Genomic DNA, 19734 nt, shown 5'->3' with positions numbered 1-19734 from the left:
CCCCCATGGCAGAGATTCCCGACAGCTCCTCCCGGATCATCCCGATCAACATCGAGGAGGAGATGAAGTCCTCGTACATCGACTACTCGATGTCGGTGATCGTGAGCCGGGCGCTGCCCGACGTGCGCGACGGGCTCAAGCCGGTGCAGCGGCGCGTGCTCTACGGCATGCAGGAGCTGGGGCTGGCGGCGGGCCGGGCCCACAAAAAGTCGGCGCGCATCGTCGGCGAGGTGCTGGGCAAGTACCACCCCCACGGCGACCAGTCGGTCTACGACGCGCTCGTGCGCATGGCCCAGGACTTCGCCGTGCGTGGCCCGCTCGTCGACGGGCAGGGCAACTTCGGGTCGGTCGACGGCGACTCGGCCGCGGCCATGCGGTACACCGAGGCCCGGCTGACTCGGATCGCCGAGGAGCTCCTGCGCGACCTCGACAAGGAGACCGTCGACTACACGCCCAACTTCGACGGGTCGCTCGACGAGCCGTCCGTGCTCCCGGCGGCGCTGCCGAACCTGCTGCTCAACGGGGCGAGCGGCATCGCGGTCGGCATGGCGACGAACATCCCGCCGCACAACCTGGGCGAGCTGGTCGACGGGATCGTGGCGTACATCGAGGACCCGGACATCGAGCTCGACGCGCTGATGGCGCACATCCCGGCGCCGGACTTCCCGACGGGCGGCGTCATCTTCGGGGTCGGCGGCGTGCGCGAGGCGTACCGGACCGGGCGGGGGCGCGTGGTGATGCGCGCCAAGATGCACGAGGAGGAGATCAAGCGGCGCGGCGGCGACGGCGTCGTCCGCGATGCGCTCGTCGTGACCGAGATCCCGTACCAGGTCAACAAGTCGACGCTCATCGAGAAGATCGCGAACGCGGTCCGCGACAAGAAGATCGAGGGGATCGCCGACCTGCGCGACGAGTCCGACCGCGACGGGATGCGGATCGTGCTCGAGCTGCGGCGCGACGCGGTCCCGGCGGTGACGCAGAACCAGCTGTTCAAGTACACCCAGCTCCAGCAGACGTTCGGGATGAACATGATCGCCCTGGTGCAGGGGCGGCCGAAGACGCTGGGGCTGAAGGACATGATCGGCCACTACGTCGAGCACCGGCACGAGATCGTGGTGCGGCGGACGGAGTTCGAGTTGCGCAAGGCCGAGGAGCGGGCGCACATCCTGGAGGGGCTGACGCTGGCGCTCGACCACCTCGACGCCGTGATCGCCATCATCCGCCACTCGGCCGACACCGACGCGGCGCGCGACAACCTGATGGCGGGCGTCTACCCGCAGCGGCTGACGGCCGAGCAGCGCGAGCGGCTGGGCCTGCCCGACGCCTCGCCGGTCGCGATCACTGGCGAGCGCCAGTCGGTCGGCTACGCGCTGACGCGCGACGACTTTACGCCGCGCCCCTGGCTCTCGTCCGCCCAGGCCGACGCGATCCTGGCGCTGCGCCTGAGCCGCCTGACGGGCCTGGAGCGCGACAAGATCGCGGCCGAGTACGCCGACGTCCTCAAGGAGGTCGAGCGCCTGCAGTCGATCCTGGCCTCGCGCCCGTTGCGGATGCAGATCATCGCCGACGAGCTCCGCGAGGTGGCCGACAAGTACGGCGACCCGCGCCGGACGGAGATCGACATCATGGGCGGCGGCGACATCGACCTCGAGGACCTCATCGAGGACGAGCACGTCGTGGTCACGATCACGCACCAGGGGCTGATCAAGCGGACCTCGATCGACGAGTACCGCGCGCAGAACCGGGGCGGGACCGGCCACCGCGGCACGGGCACGCGCGACGAGGACTTCGTCGAACACCTCTTTACGGCGGGCGCCCACGACTACCTCCTGTTCTTTACCGACCACGGCCAGTGCTACTGGCTCCGCGTCTACAACGTGCCGGAGGGGACGCGGACGGCGAAGGGCCGCTCGATCCGCAACCTGATCCAGATCGACCCCGAGGACCGCGTCCGGGCCGTCGTGGCGATCAAGAAGGAGGACTTCCGCGACGACGCCGAGGACGGCTTCCTCGAGAACCACTTTGTGCTGATGGCCACGCGCGCGGGTCTGGTCAAGAAGACCGCGCTGGCGGCGTTCAAGCGGCCCATGGTGACGGGCATCATCGCCATCGACATCGTCGACGGCGACGAGCTGATCGAGGCCAAGCTGACCGACGGCGACACCGAGGTGCTGCTGGGCGCCTCGCACGGCCAGGCCATCCGGTTCCACGAGAACGACGTCCGCTCGATGGGCCGCAAGAGCCGGGGCGTGCGCGGGATGAAGCTGCCCGACGGCGAGCGCGTGGTCGGCATGATCACGGTCCGCCGCGACGGCGCCCAGGTGCTGACGATCTCCGAGGGCGGCTACGGCAAGCGGACCGACCTCGACGAGTACCGCACGCAGAGCCGGGGCGGCAAGGGCATCCTGACCCAGAAGACGACGCCCAAGACGGGCGGGCTCGTCGCCATCAAGAGCGTGCTCGACGACGATCAGCTGATGATCGCGACGGAGGCCGGGATCATGATCCGGATGGCCGTCGCCGACATCTCGGAGTACGGCCGCAACACCCAGGGCGTGCGCGTGCTCAAGCTCAAGGCCAACGACGCGATCGCGGACGTGGCGCGCGTGGTGATCGAGGACGACGAGGACGCGGCGGTCGAGGCGACGGAGGCGGGCCTGGAGGCGATGCCGGCCGACGCGGCGCCGGCCGTGGACACGGCGACGGACGACGCGACCGAATAGGCCCCTCCCCTGCTGGCGGCAGTGCGTCGCCTGCAGGGGGCAGGTGGGGGCCGCACGGGTGGGGGACGTGCGCCGGCGGGGCGGCGTGCGCGAGCGGGGCGCAGTGACCCGGCGGGGGACCGGAGCGCGGAGGGAGGGGCGGGCCTCCCCCCCTCGATCGCCCACGCGGCGGGGCTGGGAGGCCGTCGGTCGCGTCCGTCCCTGCCCTCCCGTCGCCCCCATGTCCGACACCGCTCACCCGCACGACCCTCGCCACGTGCTCCGCCCGGACGAGACGCTGCTCTGGCAGGGGCAGCCCGACCCCTCGGGGACGGGGACCCGGGCCGTGCGCATGGTCCGCCGGGCCGGCTACCTGATGGCCGTCCTGTTCGTGTTCTTCCTGCTGATGGGGTGGGCCAACCGGGACGAGATGGAGGGCGCGGGCGGGATCCTGGCGGTCTTCCTGCTCGCGAGCGGGGGGCTCGCCGTCGGCTTCGTGCTCGGGATCCCGGCGTTGTCGCGGGCCCTGCTCCGGTCCACGCGGTACGCGGTGACAAATGAGCGGGCTGTCGTCGTCCGTGGCCTCATGGGGCGGACGGAGGTGCTCCGGTACCCCATCGGGGCGACCCAAACGATCACCGTGGCGAACGACACGGACGGGCTCGTGAGTGTGCTCTTCTCTCGTGTCGGAGGCCGGTCCAGCATCGAGCGCTCCTCCTCGACGACGGCGTTCTCGATGCGCGTCGGGTTCGACCGGCTGACGCCCGCGGCGGGGGCCGCGGCGCGGGCGGCGTTGGACCGGATCCGGGGCAAGGCCGGGTCGGGGGCGGCGCTCCTCGCCGAGCGGGGCTGAGGTCCTCCCCTGGCCCGACGTGCGCTACGCCGCGGCGGCGAGCGGCAGGCGGGCGCGGACGGTGCAGCCCTGGCCGAGCCCGGGGCTCTCGATCCAGAGCCGCCCGCCGTGCTGGAGGAGGACGGCGCGCGCGACCGTCAGGCCGACGCCCAGGCCCTCGTGGTCGCGGGAGTCGGGGTCGGCGACCTGGTGGTAGGGCTCGAAGACCCGCTCGAGGTCGGCGGCGGCGAGCCCCCGGCCCTGGTCGGCGATCGTGACGCGGACCTCGCCGTGGGCCACCTCGGCGGCGAGCCGGACCGGGCCCCCGCTCGAAAACTGGACGGCGTTGCGGAGCACGTTCGAGAACGCGAGCTGCAGGCGGGTGCTGTGGCCCTCGACCAGGAGGGGCCCGTCGGGCAGGGAGACGCTGGCGGCCGGGGCGACGGCGTCGGCCGCGGCGCCCAGCACGGCGGCCATCGACGTGAGCGTGCCGGGGTGGATGCCCAGGTCCTCGTCGAGCCCGGCCATCACGTCGAGCGTCTCGACGACATCCATCATGCGCTCGCCGGCGCGGACGACGGCGATGGCATCGGCGTGGAGGTCGCCGCGGAGCTCCTCGGCCAGGATCTGACCGAACCCCTGGACGGCAGTAATGGGCGTCCGGAGCTCGTGGGAGGCGATGGCCATAAAGTTGGACTTGAGCCGGTCGAGCCCGGCCATCCGCTCGTTGGCGCGCTGGAGGGCCGCCTCGTGACGGGCGTTGCGGATGGCGACGGCGGCCTGGGAGGCGATGATGAGCAGGGCCTCGGCGTCGGCCCGGTCGAAGGCCTCGCCGCGGGGGTTGAGGGCCTGGAGCACGCCCACGGGCCGGCCGTCGACGCGCATCGGCACGCAGAGGCAGGCCCGGGTCACGAAGCCGGTGGCCTCGTCGAACTCGCGGTGGCGGCGCTCGTCGTACTCGGCGTCGGCGGCGTGCAGGATCCGGTCCTCGAGGAAGGTGATCCCGGCGAGGCTGGCGCGGAGGGGCACCTCGCCACCGACGAGCTGGGCACCGGCCTCGCCCGTCGCCGCGGCGAACCGGAGGGCGCCGGTGGCCTCGTCGAAGAGCATGATGGAGGCGGCCTCGCACCCCAAGACCTCGGTCGTCGTCCGGGCGATAAAGTCGAGCAGGCGGTCGGTGTCGCCGAGCGCGTTGAGCGCCACGCTCACGTCGAGCAGGCGGCGGAGGCGGGCCAGCGTGACGGCGGGCGCCTCGGACGGGCGGGCGAGCGGGCGGGTCTCGGTAAGGACCATCGGGGTGTGCGGGAGGCACGCTTGGTATCGATGCTACGTGGGGCGGCGTAAGCGCGAGCCGGGTGCTTGCCCGAGTTGGGGGGCGCGCAGGCCGTCCCCTCTCAGCGCGGTCCCTCTGCACGTCCGAGCGCGGGGGGCCTGCCGAGCACGACGCAGGGTGAGCCCCGCTGGCGGAAATCCGCCCGCTGGCCCAGCGGGTCGGCAGGAGCCCGCGCGAGGTCTCTCTCGCCCCCCTCTGTCAGGCCAGGGCCTTGAGGCGGCGCTTGAGCCCGACGGCCGCCTGCGTGTACCCGCCGCCGGCGCCGTCGACGAAGTGGACCTGCTGGCCCATCCGCTCGTAGACCAGGCACGTCAGCACGGCGCGGTCGGAGACGTGGAGGCCGTAGGCGAGGCGGCCCTGTTGGTACAGGCGGTCCAGAAGAGGCTCCAGGCGCTCGCGGTCGGCCGGGGAGCCCGCGAGCACCATCCGCAGGACGCCGTCGAACTTGCGGTGGTCGGTGGCGTCGCGGAAGAGGGACGGGTAGCGGGCCCAATCGGTCTCGGACGTCTCGATGCCGAACCGGATGAGGACGCGACCGATCAGGTTGAGAGCCCAAAGCTTGGCGCGCGCGCGGCGCCGCTGCCCGGGGTGCCGCAGGCGGACCTCGGGGCCGAACTTCTCGGGCGTGACCGCCAGCCGCAGCCGGTCGAGGGCCACGGGGTGGGCCGTCTCGTCGTCGTAGACCTCGGCGATGGCGCCGAGCACCTCGCGGTAGGTCTCGGCGGCGCGGTCGCCGACCGCCTCGACGAGCAGCGAGACCGTCTCGCCACGCGGGCTCTTGACGTCCTGCCAGCGACACTCCAGGCCCTCGTAGGGGTCGGCGCCGTCGGCGGGCGGCTCGGCGTGGCTGGCCCAGCGGTCCGCCGTCTCGGGGTCTTTCACCTGGCGCTCGGCCCACCCGACGCCCTCCCCGTAAAACAAGGCCTGGGCGTACGTCGCGGACGCCTGGTAGCGGGCGACGGCGATCTCGTGGCCCTGCTCCCGGGCCACCCCGACCGGAACGGCGCCGACACGCAGGCTCAGGTCGAGCCGTTCTTCGGCGTGGCGCTGCAAGGCCGCCAGCGACGCCAGCGCGGTCTCGAGGTGCTCGGGCGGCACCACGAGGGTGGCGCCGTCGCCGCCGAACACGAACGGCAGGTCGGCCCGGCCGGAGGCGTTGAGGACGGCGGCGATGGATGCGGCCCCGACGTAGTTGACGTCGCGGTAGCGGCCGGCCGCGACGGCGGTCGTCGAGCCGATCACGTCGGTCAGCACGACCGTCCAGTCGTCGGGGACGGGCGTGTAGGCGCCGGGGTCGACGAGCCGGTCGAAGCGGTCGACGACGGGGAGCCGGGCGTAGAAGTCGGAGGCCATGGGGGGCGGCTCAGGCGGCGGCCGGGCCGTCCTCCCGCCCGGCGGCGTCGGGCGCGAAGGCGGGCGCGCAGACGGCCCAGTACTCGCACTCGGCGTCGGCGGACGGGTTGAGGTAGCGGACGCGCTCGCCGGCCCGGCACAGCACGGTCTGGCCGGGCCCCACGTCCGTGTGGCCGTCGGCGTGCTCGACGCGCATGGTCCCCCGGATGACGATCGTGACCTCGTCGAAGGCGGGCGTCTGGACGGGCTCGTCCCAACCGGGCGGCGCCACCATGTGGGCGACCGAGACGGCGCCGGTGTCGCTGGCGACGCGGCCGACGTGCTCCTCGATGAGCTTGCCGCCGGGGACGGGGATGCGGACGGGGGTCGGGACGAGCGGCATGGCGGGGGGCGACGGAGAGAGGACGGGGAGCCCGGCGAGGGCCGGGGCGCGCGAACCCCAGGGACCCGTCTCCGTCGTGCGCGGATCCGGTTGGTCCGCCCGCGGCCCGGAACGCTCGCGGCTCAGCCAGCCCCCGACACGGTTCGGCGCGCGATGCGACGGCTCGCGGGGTTTGGCGTGACCGGCGCAACTCTGGGGGCGTCCTTACGAAGGACGACCTGTCCCCTCCCCCCGCCGCCATGATCCTCGCGCTCCAACTCGCAGTGCCGGCGGCCCTCTTCGTGCTCCTCTTGCTCGCCGCCGGCCCCTCCGGCTCCCGAGGCTGAGCCGACGGCCGCCCCGACCCCGACGCCCCGCCCTCCCCGGCGGGGCGTTTTTCGTGGCGCGCACCGCGTGCGCACGTGCGCACCCCGGGCTCGGGCGCCGGCGAGCGGATCGGCCCGGAGCGCACGGCAGGGGCGGTTCGGGAGTCTGGCACTGCTCTTGACAGGGGGAGGACCAATCCCACCCCTCCCCCGGACATGACCCTCTCGCTACGCCTGCTCAGCGCCCTGCTGATCCTCCTTGCGGCCGCCCCGGCGGCCCTCGCCCTGTCGGATGTCGAGGCCGACGGGCCCATCACGGCTCTCACCGCTACGTCCCTCACGGTCGACGGCGTCACGTTCGCCATCACCGATGCCACCGAGATCGAGGACGCCGACGGCGGCGCGACGACGGCCGACGCGCTCGCGGTCGGGCTCGACGTCGAGGTCGAGGGCGACTACGCCAGCGACGGCACGCTGGAGGCCGACCGCATCCGAGTCGACGACGCGGACGCCGACGACGAGGTCGAGGCGGACGGGCCCATCGAGGCCGTCGACGCCGGCTCGATCACCGTCGCCGGGCGGACGTTCGCGATCACCGACACGACCGCCGTCACGGACGACGATGGGCGCCCCGTCTCGGCCGACACGCTGGCGGTCGGCATGACCGTCGAGGTCGACGGCTTCACCGCCGCCGACGGCACGCTCGTCGCGTCGCACATCGAGATCGACGACTCCGGCGACGGAGACGGCGATGACGACGGAGACGATGACGGCGATGACGACGACGGCGATGACGACGACGAGATCGAGCTCGAAGGGCCCATCACGGCCGTGACCGATTCGGGCATCGTCGTCGGCGCGCTCGCGGTCCGCATCACGGACGCGACCCGGATCGAGGGCGACGGCGACCCGACGCGCGACGACCTGCGGGTCGGCGTCCGGGTCGAGGTCGAGGGCTTTCTCGACGACGCGGGCCAGATCGTCGCCTCCGAGATCGAGGTCGACGACGACGGCGACGACGGCGAGGATGATGAGGGCGACGACGACGAGGACGTGGAGGTCACCGGCACCATCGACGCGCTCGACGGCTCGTCGCTCACCGTCGCCGGCCTGACGTTCGCGATCACCGACGCCACGGCCGTCGAGGGCGACGACGACCAGCCGCTGACCACCGCCGACCTCGCGCTCGGCCAGCTCGTGGAGGTCCACGCCGTGTACGCGGCCGACGGGTCGCTCGTCGCGCGCCGCATCGAGATCGAGGACTTCGACGACGACGAGGCCGAGCTGACGGGCACCATCGACGCCCTCGAGGCGAGTGCGCTCGTCGTGGCCGGGCTCCGGTTCGAGGTCACCGAGGCGACCGTCGTGCTCGACGACGACCGCCAGCCGATCACGTTCGAGACGCTCGCGGTCGGGATGATCGTCGAGGTCCGAGGCACGGTCGACGCGGCGGGCGTCCGCACGGCGACGCGGATCCAGATCGAGGACCGGCTCGACGACGAGGTCGAGCTGACGGCCGCGCTCGACGCCGTCGGCGACGGGTTCGTGGTCTCGCTCGGGCGGGCGTTCGCGATCGGCGGCGGCGCCGTCGTGCCCGCCGGGCTGGCGGCCGGCGACGTGGTCGAGATCCACGCCCGGATCCAGGTCGGAGGCGACCTCGTCGCGACGGCGATCGAGCGCGAGGACCGCCCCGCCTCGTTCGTCGAGCTGCGCGCGCCGGTCACGGCGGTCCGCCCGGACACGCTCGTCGCCCTCGGCGTCCCGTTCGCCATCGACGCCGGCACCGCCCTCGTCGGCCGCGACGGCGCCGCGACCACGCTCGACGCCATCGCCCCCGGGATGAGCGTCGAGATCACCGCCACGGCGACGGCCGCCGGCCTCGTTGCCAGCCGCGTCGAGGTCCGGTCGGCCGCGAGCGCCTCGGGCGTCGTCGCGACCGGCGGCGCGGGCCTGACGGTCGGCGGGGTCGCCGTGACGCTGGCGCCCGACGCCCGGATCGTGACGCCGGCTGGCGTGGCGCTCTCGGCGAGCGCCGTCGCGAGCGGCCAGACCGTCCGCGCGGTCGGCACGTCGTCGCCGAGCGGGCTGCTCGCGAGCCGCGTCGTCGTGTACGCGGCCGCCAGCGCCGTCGCCGCCGAGGACGCCCCGGCCGCCGCGACACTGCGCGTCTTCCCCAACCCGACCGCCGGTTCGGCGACCGTCGAGATCGGGCTGGCGACGGCCGCGGATGTGACGATCACCGTGTACTCGACGCTCGGCCGCGAGGTCGCCCGGCTCCGCACGACAAGCGCCACGGCGGCGCTCGACACGGCGGGCCTGCCCGCCGGCCTCTACCTCGTCCGCGTGGCCGTCGACGGCCGCCCCCTCGCCACCACGACGGTCACCGTCGTCCGCTAGCGCGCCGTAACGCGCTCGCACGGCGGGGCCCCCGGACGCGGGGGGCCCCGCCGTTGTTCGTTTATGGCCCGGTATCTTTTCGCCATGACCCTCGCTCCACGGATCGCGCTCGCCGGACTGGCCTTCTTCACGGCCGGGTGTGTGGACGGCGCGCCGCATGAGAACCCGCTCGACCCGCTGTCGGACCGCTACGTCGCCGAGGGGACGGTCGCCGGCCGGGTCACGGGGATCTATCCGCCGTTCCAAGGCCGCGCTGGCGCGCGCGTCCGCGTGCTGCCCGTCGGCGGCGGCATCGAGCGCGTGGCGACGACCGGCGCCGACGGCGGCTACCGGCTCGTGGGGCTCCCCGAGGGCGACTACACCGTGATGGCGGACGGCGAGGGCCTGCGCGCTGACACGACCACGGCGACCGTCGCTGTCGGCGCCGAGACCGCCGCGGACCTCCGGCTCGACGCCCTGCCTGTGGTGGAGGCGCAAGCGGCGCGGACCGTCCACATCGAGCGGTGGTTTCCCGAGTCCCCGCTGTTCCGGCTGGAGGTCGAGGCGAGCGTGACCGACCCGGACCGGCCGGCCGACGTGGACGGCGTGGCGCTCGTGGTCGAGGCGCTGAGCTTCCGGGCCGCGCTGGCGGAGGTCGCGCCCGGCCGCTACGCCGCGACGTTCGACGCGGCGACGCTGCCCGGCGGGCAGGTCCAGGCCTTGCTGGGGCAGTCGCTCCGCATCGAGGCGACGGACGTGACGGGCGGGACGGCGCTCGGGCCACCGCTGGCGCTCGTCCGCGTCATCGAGCAGACGCCGCTGACCGCCAGCCCCCAGGGCCTGGAGACGGTCGCCCAAAACCCGCCGACGCTGACGTGGCGCCCGGCCCAGCTCCCGTTCGCGTTCACATACCGCGTCGACGTCCACCTCATCGACGGCGCCGGCATCCCCAACCTGGTCGACTCCGTCGACGGCCTGCCCGCCTCGCAGACGGCCCTCGCGCTGACCGAACCGCTCGCGCCCGGCGACTACTTCTGGACCGTCTGGGTGACCGACGCGGCCGGCAACCGGAGCCGGTCGAAGGAGGCCGGCTTTCGAGTGCCGTAGCCGAGACGAGAAGAGGAGCAGAGGAAAAGAGGCGCTGCTCGCTACCGCCCAGCCCCTGTCCTCCACCCTCTCCTCTTCCCCTCCTCTTCTCTTCTCGCCCTCCTCCCCCCGATGCCCCCGCCCGACGACACGCACGCCGCGCTCGCGGCCCTCTCGGAGATCGCCGCCGCGCTCAACTCGGCGCGCGACGCCGACGCCGCGCTCGACGTGGTGCTCGACGCGGCGCTCGACGCGCTCGGCGCCGAGCGCGGGTTCGTGCTGCTGGAGTCCGATGGCGACGAGCCGTTCGCCGTCCGCGCCCAGCGCAACTTTACCGGCGAGGAACTCGAGGGCGTCCGGCCGCTGTCGACGAGCGTGGTGCAGGAGGTGCTGCGGACGGGCGAGCCCGTGCTGGTCTACGAGGCCGAGGCCGACGAGCGGTACGGCGGAGTCGAGAGCGTCGTGCTCCAGCACATCCAGTCGATCGCGTGCGTGCCGATGCGGCTGCGCGCGCGCCAGATCGGGGCCATCTACCTCGACGCCGTCCGCTCGCGAGGCCGGTTCACGCGCGAGCACCTCCCGTTCCTGCGCGCCGTCGCCGACCAGGCGGCGATCGCCGTCGAGCGGGCCCAGCGCGAGGCCGCGCTGAAGGACGAGAACCGGCGGCTGCTGGCGGAGGCGCGCGAGCGCCACGGCTTCGCCGAGATCGTCGGGACGAGCCCGGCGATGGACGAGCTGTTCGAGACGCTGCGCCGGGTGATCGACACCGACGCGACGGTCCTGATCGAGGGCGAGACGGGGACGGGGAAAGAGCTGGTCGCCCGCGCGCTCCACTACGAGGGCCCGCGCGCCGAGCAGCCGTTCGTGGCCCTGTTCTGCGGATCCCTCCCCGACGACCTGTTGGAGAGCGAGCTGTTCGGCCACCGCAAGGGCGCGTTCACCGGCGCGGGCGCCGACAAGGGGGGCCTCTTCGAGGCCGCCGACGGCGGGACCGTGTTTCTGGACGAGGTCGGCGACCTCAGCCCCAAGCTGCAGACGGCGCTGCTCCGCGTGCTCCAGACCGGCGAGGTCCGCCGCGTCGGCGACACCGTCTCGCGGCGCGTCGACGTGCGCGTGGTCTCGGCCACGAACCGCCCGCTCGCCGACCTCGTCGAGGACGGGTCGTTCCGGGAGGACCTGCTGTACCGGCTCAACACAATCCGCGTCGAGGTCCCGCCGCTGCGCCAGCGCCGGGGCGACCTGGCCCTGCTGGCGACGCACTTTCTGGACCGCTTCGCGACGGGCCCGCGCGCCCGGGTCGAGGGCTTCGCGCCCGAGGCGCTCGACGCGATCCGGGGGCACCGCTGGCCCGGGAACGTCCGCGAGCTGGAGGGCGCCGTCGAGCGGGCGGTCGTGCTGGCGCGCGGGACGCGCGTGGAGGCCGAGGACCTGCGGCTCCCGGCGTCCGCGGGCAGCGCGCCCGACATCGAGGCCGGGATGACGATGAAGGAGGTCGAGCGGCTGGCGGTCGAGCGGACGCTGGCGGCGAGCGACGGCAACGTCTCGGCGACGGCGCGGACGCTCGGCGTCTCGCGGCGCTGGATCCAGTACCGCCTCAAGGAGTGGGCGGCCGACGACGAGGCCGCCCAGGGCTGACCCGCGCCCGCGCCCAGGGCGGGCGCGGGTCCGGGGACGACGGTTGTGGGACGGCGGGGCCTCCCCTATCCTGCGCGCAGATCTCACCCCAGATTCCCTCTCGCCCTATCCCGGATGAAGCGAGCCCTCACGCTGATCGTGCTCGGTCTGCTCTGCGCAGGGCCCGACGCCGCGCGTGCTCAGGGCGAGGGGCCGATGTGGGAGCGACTCCCCGGCCCCTTTGGTGGATGGGCCCTCGCCATCGCCAGCGCCCCGACGTCCGAGGGCCTCGTCATCGTGGCGTCGGCCGGGCCGACGCTGTTCCGATCCACCGACGGCGCCACCTCGTGGACGCCCGTCGACGACAGCCCGGCCAATGTCCGCTCGCTCGTCACTGCGGCCGACGGGTCCTTCTGGGCGCACGGGTCCCCCTGGGAGGCCGACAACGCGCTCTCCCGCTCGACGGACGGCGGACGCACGTGGACCCGGGTCATGGAGGGACTGCCCTCGAACGAGGTCCGGGGCCTCGCGGCGCTCCCCGACGGCTCAGCCGTCGTGGCGACGCCCTTCGGGCTCTACGCGCTCGCTCCGGAAGCCGAGGTGTGGGAGCCGACCGCCCTCACCGCGCCCGCCCTGTCGGTCGCCGCGAGCCCGGAGGGCGCCCTGCTGGCGGGGACCGAGGAGTACGGCGGCGACCAGGCGATCCTGCACCGGTCCGCCGATGGAGGCACGACGTGGGAGGCCGTGTCCCTCCCCGCGTGGCCTTGCGCCCTCGCCTACAGCCTCGCGTTCCTTCCCGGCGATGTCGCGCTCGCCTTCGCCTACTGCTCCGCCGTTCGTGCCGAGGCGGAGCGGAGCCCCCCGACCCTGTTCCGCTCGGCCGACGGCGGCCGCACGTGGGCACCGGTCGACGACCCCGACGCGAGCTACGTGGACGCGATCCACGTCGGCCCGGACGCGGTCTATGGGGCCAACGTCCGCTCGGCCGACGGCGGCCTCACGTGGGACCCGCTGGCGTTGCGCCTCCAGGGCGTGGCGCCAGGGATCGATGGCGAGACGCTGCTGGCGACGCTGGACGCTGGCGTCTTGCGCAGCGGGGACGCCGGCCGGACGTGGACCGACGCCTCGGCCGGGTTTGGCCGGGCGCATCTCGGGGACGTCGCCGTCGGAGCCGGGGGGCGGGTGTTCGCCACGGCCCCGGAGAACACCTACGCCGAGACCGGGCTCTACCGCTCGTTCGACGGGGGCCAGACGTGGGACCGGACGCCCCTCCCGTTCGTGCCGCTCGGGGTGTACGACCTCCATCTCACCGGGGACACCCTCTTCGTGGCGCCCGAGCGGCGGATCTCCCTGCCCCACATCGGCGGTGGGCTGTACCGCTCCGCCGACGACGGCGAGACGTGGACCGACGTGACGCCCGCGTTCGACGACCGCGGGGGGACGCCCCTCGCCGTCACGTTCCTCGAAGCGGACCTCGACCACCGGCTGTGGGCCGTCGTCGGGGCAGGCTGGGTCGGCGACCGCTCCATCTACCGCTCGGACGACGGCGGGCGCTCGTGGGAGCGCCGAGCCGACCTCCCCGGGTCGGCCCGGTCGTTCACCGTCGCGCGCGACGGGTCGCTGTGGGCGGCCGTCGACAACCGCGTGGTCCGCTCGACCGACGGCGCGGCCTCGTGGGAGACCGTGCTCGACTCATACAACGCTCGGCTGGCGGCCATCGCGGTCACGGCGACCGGGACCGTCGTGGCGACGGGCCACGGCGCCTTCCACTACCGGAGCGTGGACGGCGGGGCGACGTGGGAAACGGTCGACCTCGCCACGGGGGAAGCGTGGCACGAGGTCGACGTGATCGTCGAGACCGGAGAGGGCGTCCTGTTCGCGGGCGTCGACGGCGACCCGGCCATCGTCCGGTCGACGGACGACGGGCAGACGTGGGCGCCCCTGGCCGACGGGCTCCCGACCGACCCCAGCCACTACTCGGTGGGCCTCACCCTCGACCGGCAGGGCCACCTCTGGGCCGCGCTCGGCTCCAAGGGGTTGTTCCGGACGGCCCAGGCCGTGGCCGTCCGGTCGGAGCCCGCGCCCGGCCGGCAGCCCCCTCTCGCCCTGTCGGTGTTGCCCAACCCCTTCCGGGGCGTGGCGGGGGTGACCGTGACGACAGAGCGGCCGCTTCAGACGCTCGTGCTGGACGTGTTCGACGCATCGGGTCGCCGGGTCGCCCGCCTCCACAGCGGCCCGCTCGCGGCAGGCGCGCACACCTTCGGCCTCGAAGGCGCCCCGCTGGCGGCGGGCGTGTACGTCGTCCGAGCCGCGAGCGGTGGACACGTCGCCGTTGTCCGCGCCGCGCACGTGCGGTGAGTGTGAGGCGCCGCGCGGGGGCGCAACGCGACGTGAGCCGGCCCTAGGTTGCCGCCCCCACCTGCGCCCGCCATCGCCCCCGACGTCTCCGCCATCCGGCCGTTCGCCGAACTCGCCCGCGGCCCGGTCGCGACGGTCTACAAGGCCGTCGACCCGGACGGGACGGTCGTGCTACTCAAGCAGCTCCGCGCGGTCGACGACGAGCGGCGGGCGCGGTTTGCGCAAGAGGCGCGGCTGGCGGCGACGGTCGTTCACCCGAACGTGGTCCGCGTCCTCGCCGCCGACGCCGACGCGCTCGTGGCCGAGTGGGTCGAGGGCGCCGATCTCGGCCGTGTCGTCGCCGAGCAGGGGCCACTCCCGCCTGCGCTCGCCGCGTTCGTGGCGCGCGACGCGGCACTCGGGCTGGCGGCCGTCCACGCGGCCGGGATCCTGCACCGCGACGTGTCGCCGGCGAACGTGCTGCTCGGGCTCGACGGCGCCGTCAAGCTGACCGACTTCGGGCTGGCGTCCCTCGGTGCGGACGACGACGAGGTCCGGGGGACGCTCGGCGCGATCGCGCCCGAGGTGGTGCGGGGCGACGCGCCCGACGCGCGCTCCGACCTGTTCTCGCTCGGGGCTGTGCTGGCGCTGGCCCTATCCGGCCGAGCCCCGTTCGCCGCCGACGGCACCGCCGCCACGCTCGACGCCGTCGTGAACACGGACGCCGGCGCCGCGCTGGCGGCCGACCCGCGCGTGCCGCCCGCGCTCGCGGCCGTCGCGGCGGCGCTGCTCGCGAAGGACCCCGCCGACCGCCCCGCCACGGCGGTCGACGCCGCCGACGCGCTGGCGGCCGTGCTCCCGACGCTCGGCGCCCCCGACGCCGGGTCTCTCGCCGCGTACCTCGCCGACCCGGCCGGCTGGCGACCGCCCGCGCCCGTCGCTGCGCCCGCTCTGCCGGTGGGCACCCCGCCAGCAGGCCCGGCACGCTCGCGGCAGGCTTGGGCGTTAGCGCTCGCGGCCGTCGCCGTGCTCGCCGTCGGCGCGTGGTGGCTCGGGCGCCCCGCCGATCGGGCCCCGGTGGCGGCCGAGCCGTCCGCGACGGCGCCGGTCGAGATCGCCCGCGCCGACCCCGCCGACACCGACCCGGCGCCTCTCGACGAGCCGACCCGGCTCGCGGAGCCGGTCGATCCGGCCGACCCGCCGCCCGCCGATCCGCCGCCCGAGCCCGGCCGGGCGCGGTCAGAGCCCGACGAGCGGGAGACGCCCGCCGCTCCGACGCCTGCCCGGCCCACGCTGCCCGCCGACCGGCCGCCGCCAGCCCCCGCCCCTCCCGCGACGGGCACCCTCACCGTCGCCGCCCAGCCGTGGGCCCGCGTCGCCGTCGACGGGCGCGACCTGGGGACGACGCCCGTCGCCGCCGTCGAGCTCGCGGCCGGGGCGCACACGCTGACGCTCACGAACCCCGACTTCCCCCCGCACACCGTCCAGATCAACGTGGCGCCGGGCGAGCGGACCGACGCCGTCGTCTCGCTGTGGTCCCTTGTCGGCCGCATCGACATCGAGGTGAGTCCGTGGGCCGAGGTCGCCGTCGACGGGCGAGCGTGGGACACCGTGCCGCCCCAGACGCGCCCGCTCGTGCTGGCGCCGGGCGACCACGTGCTGACCTTCACGCACCCGACGCTGGGCACGCGCGAGGTGCCGCTGCGCGTCGCCGCGGGCGAGCGGCGGACCGTCCGCGTCCGGCTCGGCGATGCTCCGTAGGCACGGGGTTTGTCAAGGTCCCCCCTGCCCCGCCCTATCCTCCCCGACATGCGCACCCTGTTCGCAGCCCTGCTCTGGATGGCCGGCCTCACGGCCTCGGCCCAGTCGTGGTCGGCCGGCCCGCCGATGCCGACGCCGCGCGCCGGGGCCGCCGTCGCCGTGCTCGACGACCGCGTCTACGTGATCGGCGGGCGCGACGCGACGGGCAAGCCCCTCGCCGCCGCCGAGGTGTTTACGCCGGGCGTCGGGTGGTCGGCCCTCGAAGACCTCGACGAGGCCCGCGCGGACGCCGCCGCCCTCGTCATCGACGGCCAGGTCGTGGTGCTCGGCGGGCGCGACACCGACGGCGACGCGCTGGACGACGCCGAGGCCTACGACGCGGTGCGGGGTCGGTGGGAGTCGTTCGAGGGCTTGGAGACCGAGCGCGAGGGGCTGGGCGCGGCCGTCGTCGCGGGCGTCCCCTACGCCGTCGGTGGGGCCGACGAGGACGGAGACCTGCTGGACACCGTCGAGGCGTACGACGGCGAGTGGTCCGAGGACGACGACTGGACGCTGGCGCCGGGACGGGCCCAGGCCGGCGTGGTCTCAGCGGGCGGCGCGCTCGTGGTCGTCGGCGGGTTCAGCGCGCTCGGACCGCTCGCGCGCGCCGAGCGGTTCGACCCCGGCGCGGGCGCCAGCGCCCTGCCCGACCTCCCGGTCGCCCGGGGCGGCCTCGCCGCGGCGGCGCGGGGCGACCGCGTGTTCGTGGTCGGCGGCCGCGACTCGGGCGACGGCGTCCGCGCCGAGGCGCACCACCTCGCGCTGGGCGACGGCGCCTGGGCGGCGCTCCCGGGCCTTCCATCCCCACGCGAGAGCGCAGTCGCGGCCGTCGTCGGCAACCAGCTGATCGTGATCGGCGGGGCCGACGCGTTCGGCGGCGTGCTGGCGTCGGTCACCCAGCTCTCCCTCGAAGGCATCGCCACGGGCCCCGGCCCCGATTCCGGCCCGTCGCTGGCGGTCGCCGGCGCGAACCCGACGCGCGGCGGCACCGCCTTCGAGATCCGCACGGTGCGGCCCGGCCCCGCCCGACTGTCCGTCCTCGACGTGCTGGGCCGCGAGGTCGCCGTGCTCTGGGACCGCGTGCTCGGCCCGACGGCCGTCCGCGTCGCGTGGCGTGGGGACGTGCCCCCCGGCCTCTACCTCGTGCGGCTCGCCGGGCCGGATGGCACGGCGACCGCACGCGTGACGGTCGCGCGATGAGGCGCGTCGTGGCCCTGCTCGCTCTGATGGCGGTGTCGGCCGCCGCCCAGCCCGCGCCGGCCGACCTCTTGCGCGCGATGGAGGACGCCGTCGCCCGGCTCGACTCCGAGGCCGCCGAGGCGCGCGCGCGCGAGGCCCTCGCGCTCGACCTCTCGCCCGACCAGCTGGTGACGGTCCACACGACGCTCGGAGTGCTGCTCCACGCGCGCGGCGAGCCCGTCGAGGCCCGGCGCCAGTTCGAGGCCGCGCTCTCGCTCGACCCGGCCCTCGCGCTCGACCCCGTGCTCGTGTCGCCGAAGACCGTCGAGTTTTTCGACGAGATCCAGGCCAAGTTCGCGGCTCCGCAAGCGGGCCCCGTCGTCCCGACGATCCGGTACGTGGTGCTGGAGGACCGCCGGCCCGGCGCGGCGCTCCGGTCGCTCGCGCTGCCCGGGTGGGGCCAGTTCCACAAGGGTGACCGGGCCAAGGGCTGGGCGTTCGCGCTTGCCGCCGGGGCCTCGCTCGCGGCGACCGGAGCCGCCAGCGCCGCCCGCGCGTCGGCGCGCGACGCGTACCTCGCCGCGGTCACGCCCGCCGACGCCGAGCGCCTGTACCCGGCGTACGACCGCTGGCACCGCACGCGGGCCGCCCTGGCCGTGGGCACCGCCGCCGTGTGGGCCGCCGCCGCGCTCGACGCGCTGGCGACCGGCGCACCGAGCCCGCCCGCCAGCGTCCGCCCGACGCCGCAGGGCCTCGCCCTGCGCGTGCGCCTGTAGGCGCTTCCCGGGAGTCCCACGACCGCGCGCGGCGCCTCGTCGACTCGGTGGCCGTGGGCACCGCGAGCGGTCCGATTCCGGCTCCCCGAAGCGCTCGCGCACAGCGTGCACAGGCCCGCACCGGGTGCGCGTCGCGAGTGCTCGGGTCAGGGTTTGACGCCGCGTATCGGTGGGTTTCGTCGACTGGCACGGGCATTGAAAGAGGGGCGAGTCCACTCTCCTCCCGCTCCCATGACCCGGTTGCTCCCCGCCCTCCTGCTCGCCGTCGCCCTCGTCGGATGCGACGCCACTGCCCCCTCAGACCCGACCGCCGCCGACGCGGCCACGGGGGCCACCCCCACCGCCTCCCGCGCCGTCGTGCTGATCGGGGTCGTCGAGGCCGAGCGCGGCCGCTGGCGGACCGTCGCGGGCGTCGAGGTCGCCACGGGCCGCGCCACCCAGATCGTCGGCGTCGACGGGGTCGCCGCGACGCTCGACGCCGTCGGCGTCGGGGCGGGCGTCGAGGTCCGGGGCCGCAGGCGCGCCGACGGGGCCGTGCGCGCCGACGTCCTCCGGCTGTGGTCGCCTGCCAGCGGCGACGCCAAGGCGGTCGAGGGTGTCATCGACGCGCTCGACGACAAGACGCTGACCGTCGACGGGACCCTCTTCGTGATCGACACGCTGACACGCTGGCTCGACGCGGACGGCTCCGAGCTGTCGGCCGACGACTTCGAGGTCGGCCTCCCCGTCGCGGCCCTGGGCAACGTCCGGGAGGGCGAGCTCCACGCCAGCATCGTCAAGCTGGACCGCTAGCCCGCCCCTCCGCCCACTCCCACATCCCCCCCATGAAACGCCTCCTCCTCTCCCTCGCCCTGCTCGCGGTCGTCGGCTGCGACGCCGCCCCGAGCGACACCGCCGCCGTCCGCCTGCTCGTCGAGGGCCACGCCGACGTGAGCTACACCACCCCCAGCCAGGCGGCGACGGCCGTGGCCGACGGGACCTGGGAGACGCGGCTCGACGCCGCCCCCGGCGACGCCGTCACGCTGCGCGCCGTCTCCCGCGACGGCGCCCCGGTGTCGACCACCATCGAGGTCGACGGCCGCGTCGTCGCGTCCGACCGTGGGTTGTCCGCGAGCAGCTCGGCGCGCTCCGGCGACGACGCGGGCGAGGTCGAGGTCCACGGCGCCGTCGAAGCCGTCGACGGCGACCGTTTGACGGTCCGCGGGCGCGTGTTCGTGGTCGACGCCCAGACGCGGCTGTTCGACCGCGACAACCGGCCCGTCCCCCTCGCGACGTTCGCCGTCGGCACGGTCGTCGAGGCCGAGGGCCACGCCCGCGCCGACGGGACGGTCCGCGCCAAGACGATCAAGCTCGACGACGACGATGGCGACGGCAAGGGCACCGACGAGCACGAGGTCGAGGTCGAGGGCCGCATCGACGCCATTGGCAGCGCCTCGATCACGGTCGCCGGGACGACGTTCGCGACGGACGCCGCGACGCGCTGGCTCGACGACGACAACCGGTCGGTCTCGCGCGACGCCTTCGCCGTCGGCCATCGGGCCGAGGCGGAGGGGTGGGTGCGCGACGGGACGCTGTACGCCGAGAAGGTCAAGCTCGATGATGACTAGCGCGCGCCCATCTGGCGGTCGCTGCCCGTCGCCGTAGCCCCTGGGAAGGAGC

The 19734-nt window shown here is 74.8% G+C and carries 14 protein-coding genes; 11 read left to right on the top strand and 3 right to left on the bottom strand.

The window, feature by feature from the left end:
• Positions 1-5: 5 nt before the first annotated feature.
• Together gyrA and ACLIRP_RS02560 are read left to right on the top strand one after the other, a co-directional pair.
• Positions 6-2723: a DNA gyrase subunit A gene (gene gyrA / locus ACLIRP_RS02565; protein WP_412062393.1), complete on the top strand. Its 2718-nt coding sequence runs from the start codon at positions 6-8 to the stop codon at positions 2721-2723.
• A gap of 220 nt (positions 2724-2943) precedes the next feature.
• Positions 2944-3555, top strand: a complete 612-nt coding sequence (locus ACLIRP_RS02560; RefSeq protein WP_412062392.1) for a hypothetical protein — start codon at positions 2944-2946, stop codon at positions 3553-3555.
• Between the two features lie 24 nt (positions 3556-3579).
• On the opposite strand, the gene ACLIRP_RS02555 is transcribed toward ACLIRP_RS02560, so the two are convergent.
• The 3 genes from ACLIRP_RS02555 to ACLIRP_RS02545 form a co-directional block, all read right to left on the bottom strand.
• Positions 3580-4827, bottom strand: coding sequence for an ATP-binding protein (locus ACLIRP_RS02555; RefSeq protein ID WP_412062391.1), 1248 nt, complete (start codon positions 4825-4827; stop codon positions 3580-3582).
• A 238-nt stretch (positions 4828-5065) separates the two neighbouring features.
• Positions 5066-6220 (bottom strand): DUF3095 domain-containing protein, encoded by a 1155-nt coding sequence (locus ACLIRP_RS02550; protein ID WP_412062390.1) that lies wholly within the window; start codon positions 6218-6220, stop codon positions 5066-5068.
• Between the two features lie 10 nt (positions 6221-6230).
• On the bottom strand, positions 6231-6602 hold the full coding sequence (locus ACLIRP_RS02545) for a cupin domain-containing protein (protein ID WP_412062389.1): 372 nt from the start codon (positions 6600-6602) through the stop codon (positions 6231-6233).
• A 521-nt stretch (positions 6603-7123) separates the two neighbouring features.
• On the opposite strand from ACLIRP_RS02545, the gene ACLIRP_RS02540 reads away from it, so the two are divergent.
• The 9 genes from ACLIRP_RS02540 to ACLIRP_RS02500 all read left to right on the top strand — a co-directional run bounded on the left by ACLIRP_RS02540 (position 7124) and on the right by ACLIRP_RS02500 (position 19682).
• Positions 7124-9304, top strand: coding sequence for a DUF5666 domain-containing protein (locus ACLIRP_RS02540; RefSeq protein ID WP_412062388.1), 2181 nt, complete (start codon positions 7124-7126; stop codon positions 9302-9304).
• A gap of 84 nt (positions 9305-9388) precedes the next feature.
• Positions 9389-10390, top strand: coding sequence for a carboxypeptidase-like regulatory domain-containing protein (locus tag ACLIRP_RS02535; protein WP_412062387.1), 1002 nt, complete (start codon positions 9389-9391; stop codon positions 10388-10390).
• A 111-nt stretch (positions 10391-10501) separates the two neighbouring features.
• On the top strand, positions 10502-12004 hold the full coding sequence (locus ACLIRP_RS02530; protein ID WP_412062386.1) for a sigma-54 interaction domain-containing protein: 1503 nt from the start codon (positions 10502-10504) through the stop codon (positions 12002-12004).
• Positions 12005-12118: 114 nt separating this feature from the next.
• Positions 12119-14341 (top strand): YCF48-related protein, encoded by a 2223-nt coding sequence (locus tag ACLIRP_RS02525; RefSeq protein WP_412062385.1) that lies wholly within the window; start codon positions 12119-12121, stop codon positions 14339-14341.
• A gap of 48 nt (positions 14342-14389) precedes the next feature.
• Positions 14390-16081, top strand: coding sequence for a protein kinase domain-containing protein (locus ACLIRP_RS02520; RefSeq protein ID WP_412062384.1), 1692 nt, complete (start codon positions 14390-14392; stop codon positions 16079-16081).
• Positions 16082-16129: 48 nt separating this feature from the next.
• Positions 16130-17320, top strand: a complete 1191-nt coding sequence (locus tag ACLIRP_RS02515; protein WP_412062383.1) for a Kelch repeat-containing protein — start codon at positions 16130-16132, stop codon at positions 17318-17320.
• An 8-nt stretch (positions 17321-17328) separates the two neighbouring features.
• A complete protein-coding gene (locus tag ACLIRP_RS02510) occupies positions 17329-18075 on the top strand; it encodes a hypothetical protein (protein WP_412062382.1) in 747 nt (248 codons plus the stop codon).
• Positions 18076-18306: 231 nt separating this feature from the next.
• Positions 18307-18867 (top strand): DUF5666 domain-containing protein, encoded by a 561-nt coding sequence (locus tag ACLIRP_RS02505; protein ID WP_412062381.1) that lies wholly within the window; start codon positions 18307-18309, stop codon positions 18865-18867.
• 32 nt (positions 18868-18899) lie between these two features.
• Positions 18900-19682: a DUF5666 domain-containing protein gene (locus tag ACLIRP_RS02500; RefSeq protein ID WP_412062380.1), complete on the top strand. Its 783-nt coding sequence runs from the start codon at positions 18900-18902 to the stop codon at positions 19680-19682.
• The last annotated feature ends 52 nt before the right edge of the window (positions 19683-19734 follow it).

The sequence above is a fragment of the Rubrivirga halophila genome (assembly GCF_046845755.1).
Classification (GTDB): domain Bacteria; phylum Bacteroidota; class Rhodothermia; order Rhodothermales; family Rubricoccaceae; genus Rubrivirga.
This window is presented reverse-complemented; position numbering and strand designations above follow the sequence as displayed.

Excerpts from the sequence above, each read along its gene's own strand:
- gyrA (WP_412062393.1), top strand. The coding sequence starts at position 6 with ATGGCAGAGATTCCCGACAGCTCCTCCCGGATCATCCCGATCAACATC.
- ACLIRP_RS02560 (WP_412062392.1), top strand. The coding sequence starts at position 2,944 with ATGTCCGACACCGCTCACCCGCACGACCCTCGCCACGTGCTCCGCCCG.
- ACLIRP_RS02555 (WP_412062391.1), bottom strand. The coding sequence starts at position 4,827 with ATGGTCCTTACCGAGACCCGCCCGCTCGCCCGCCCGTCCGAGGCGCCC.
- ACLIRP_RS02550 (WP_412062390.1), bottom strand. The coding sequence starts at position 6,220 with ATGGCCTCCGACTTCTACGCCCGGCTCCCCGTCGTCGACCGCTTCGAC.
- ACLIRP_RS02545 (WP_412062389.1), bottom strand. The coding sequence starts at position 6,602 with ATGCCGCTCGTCCCGACCCCCGTCCGCATCCCCGTCCCCGGCGGCAAG.
- ACLIRP_RS02540 (WP_412062388.1), top strand. The coding sequence starts at position 7,124 with ATGACCCTCTCGCTACGCCTGCTCAGCGCCCTGCTGATCCTCCTTGCG.
- ACLIRP_RS02535 (WP_412062387.1), top strand. The coding sequence starts at position 9,389 with ATGACCCTCGCTCCACGGATCGCGCTCGCCGGACTGGCCTTCTTCACG.
- ACLIRP_RS02530 (WP_412062386.1), top strand. The coding sequence starts at position 10,502 with ATGCCCCCGCCCGACGACACGCACGCCGCGCTCGCGGCCCTCTCGGAG.
- ACLIRP_RS02525 (WP_412062385.1), top strand. The coding sequence starts at position 12,119 with ATGAAGCGAGCCCTCACGCTGATCGTGCTCGGTCTGCTCTGCGCAGGG.
- ACLIRP_RS02515 (WP_412062383.1), top strand. The coding sequence starts at position 16,130 with ATGCGCACCCTGTTCGCAGCCCTGCTCTGGATGGCCGGCCTCACGGCC.
- ACLIRP_RS02505 (WP_412062381.1), top strand. The coding sequence starts at position 18,307 with ATGACCCGGTTGCTCCCCGCCCTCCTGCTCGCCGTCGCCCTCGTCGGA.
- ACLIRP_RS02500 (WP_412062380.1), top strand. The coding sequence starts at position 18,900 with ATGAAACGCCTCCTCCTCTCCCTCGCCCTGCTCGCGGTCGTCGGCTGC.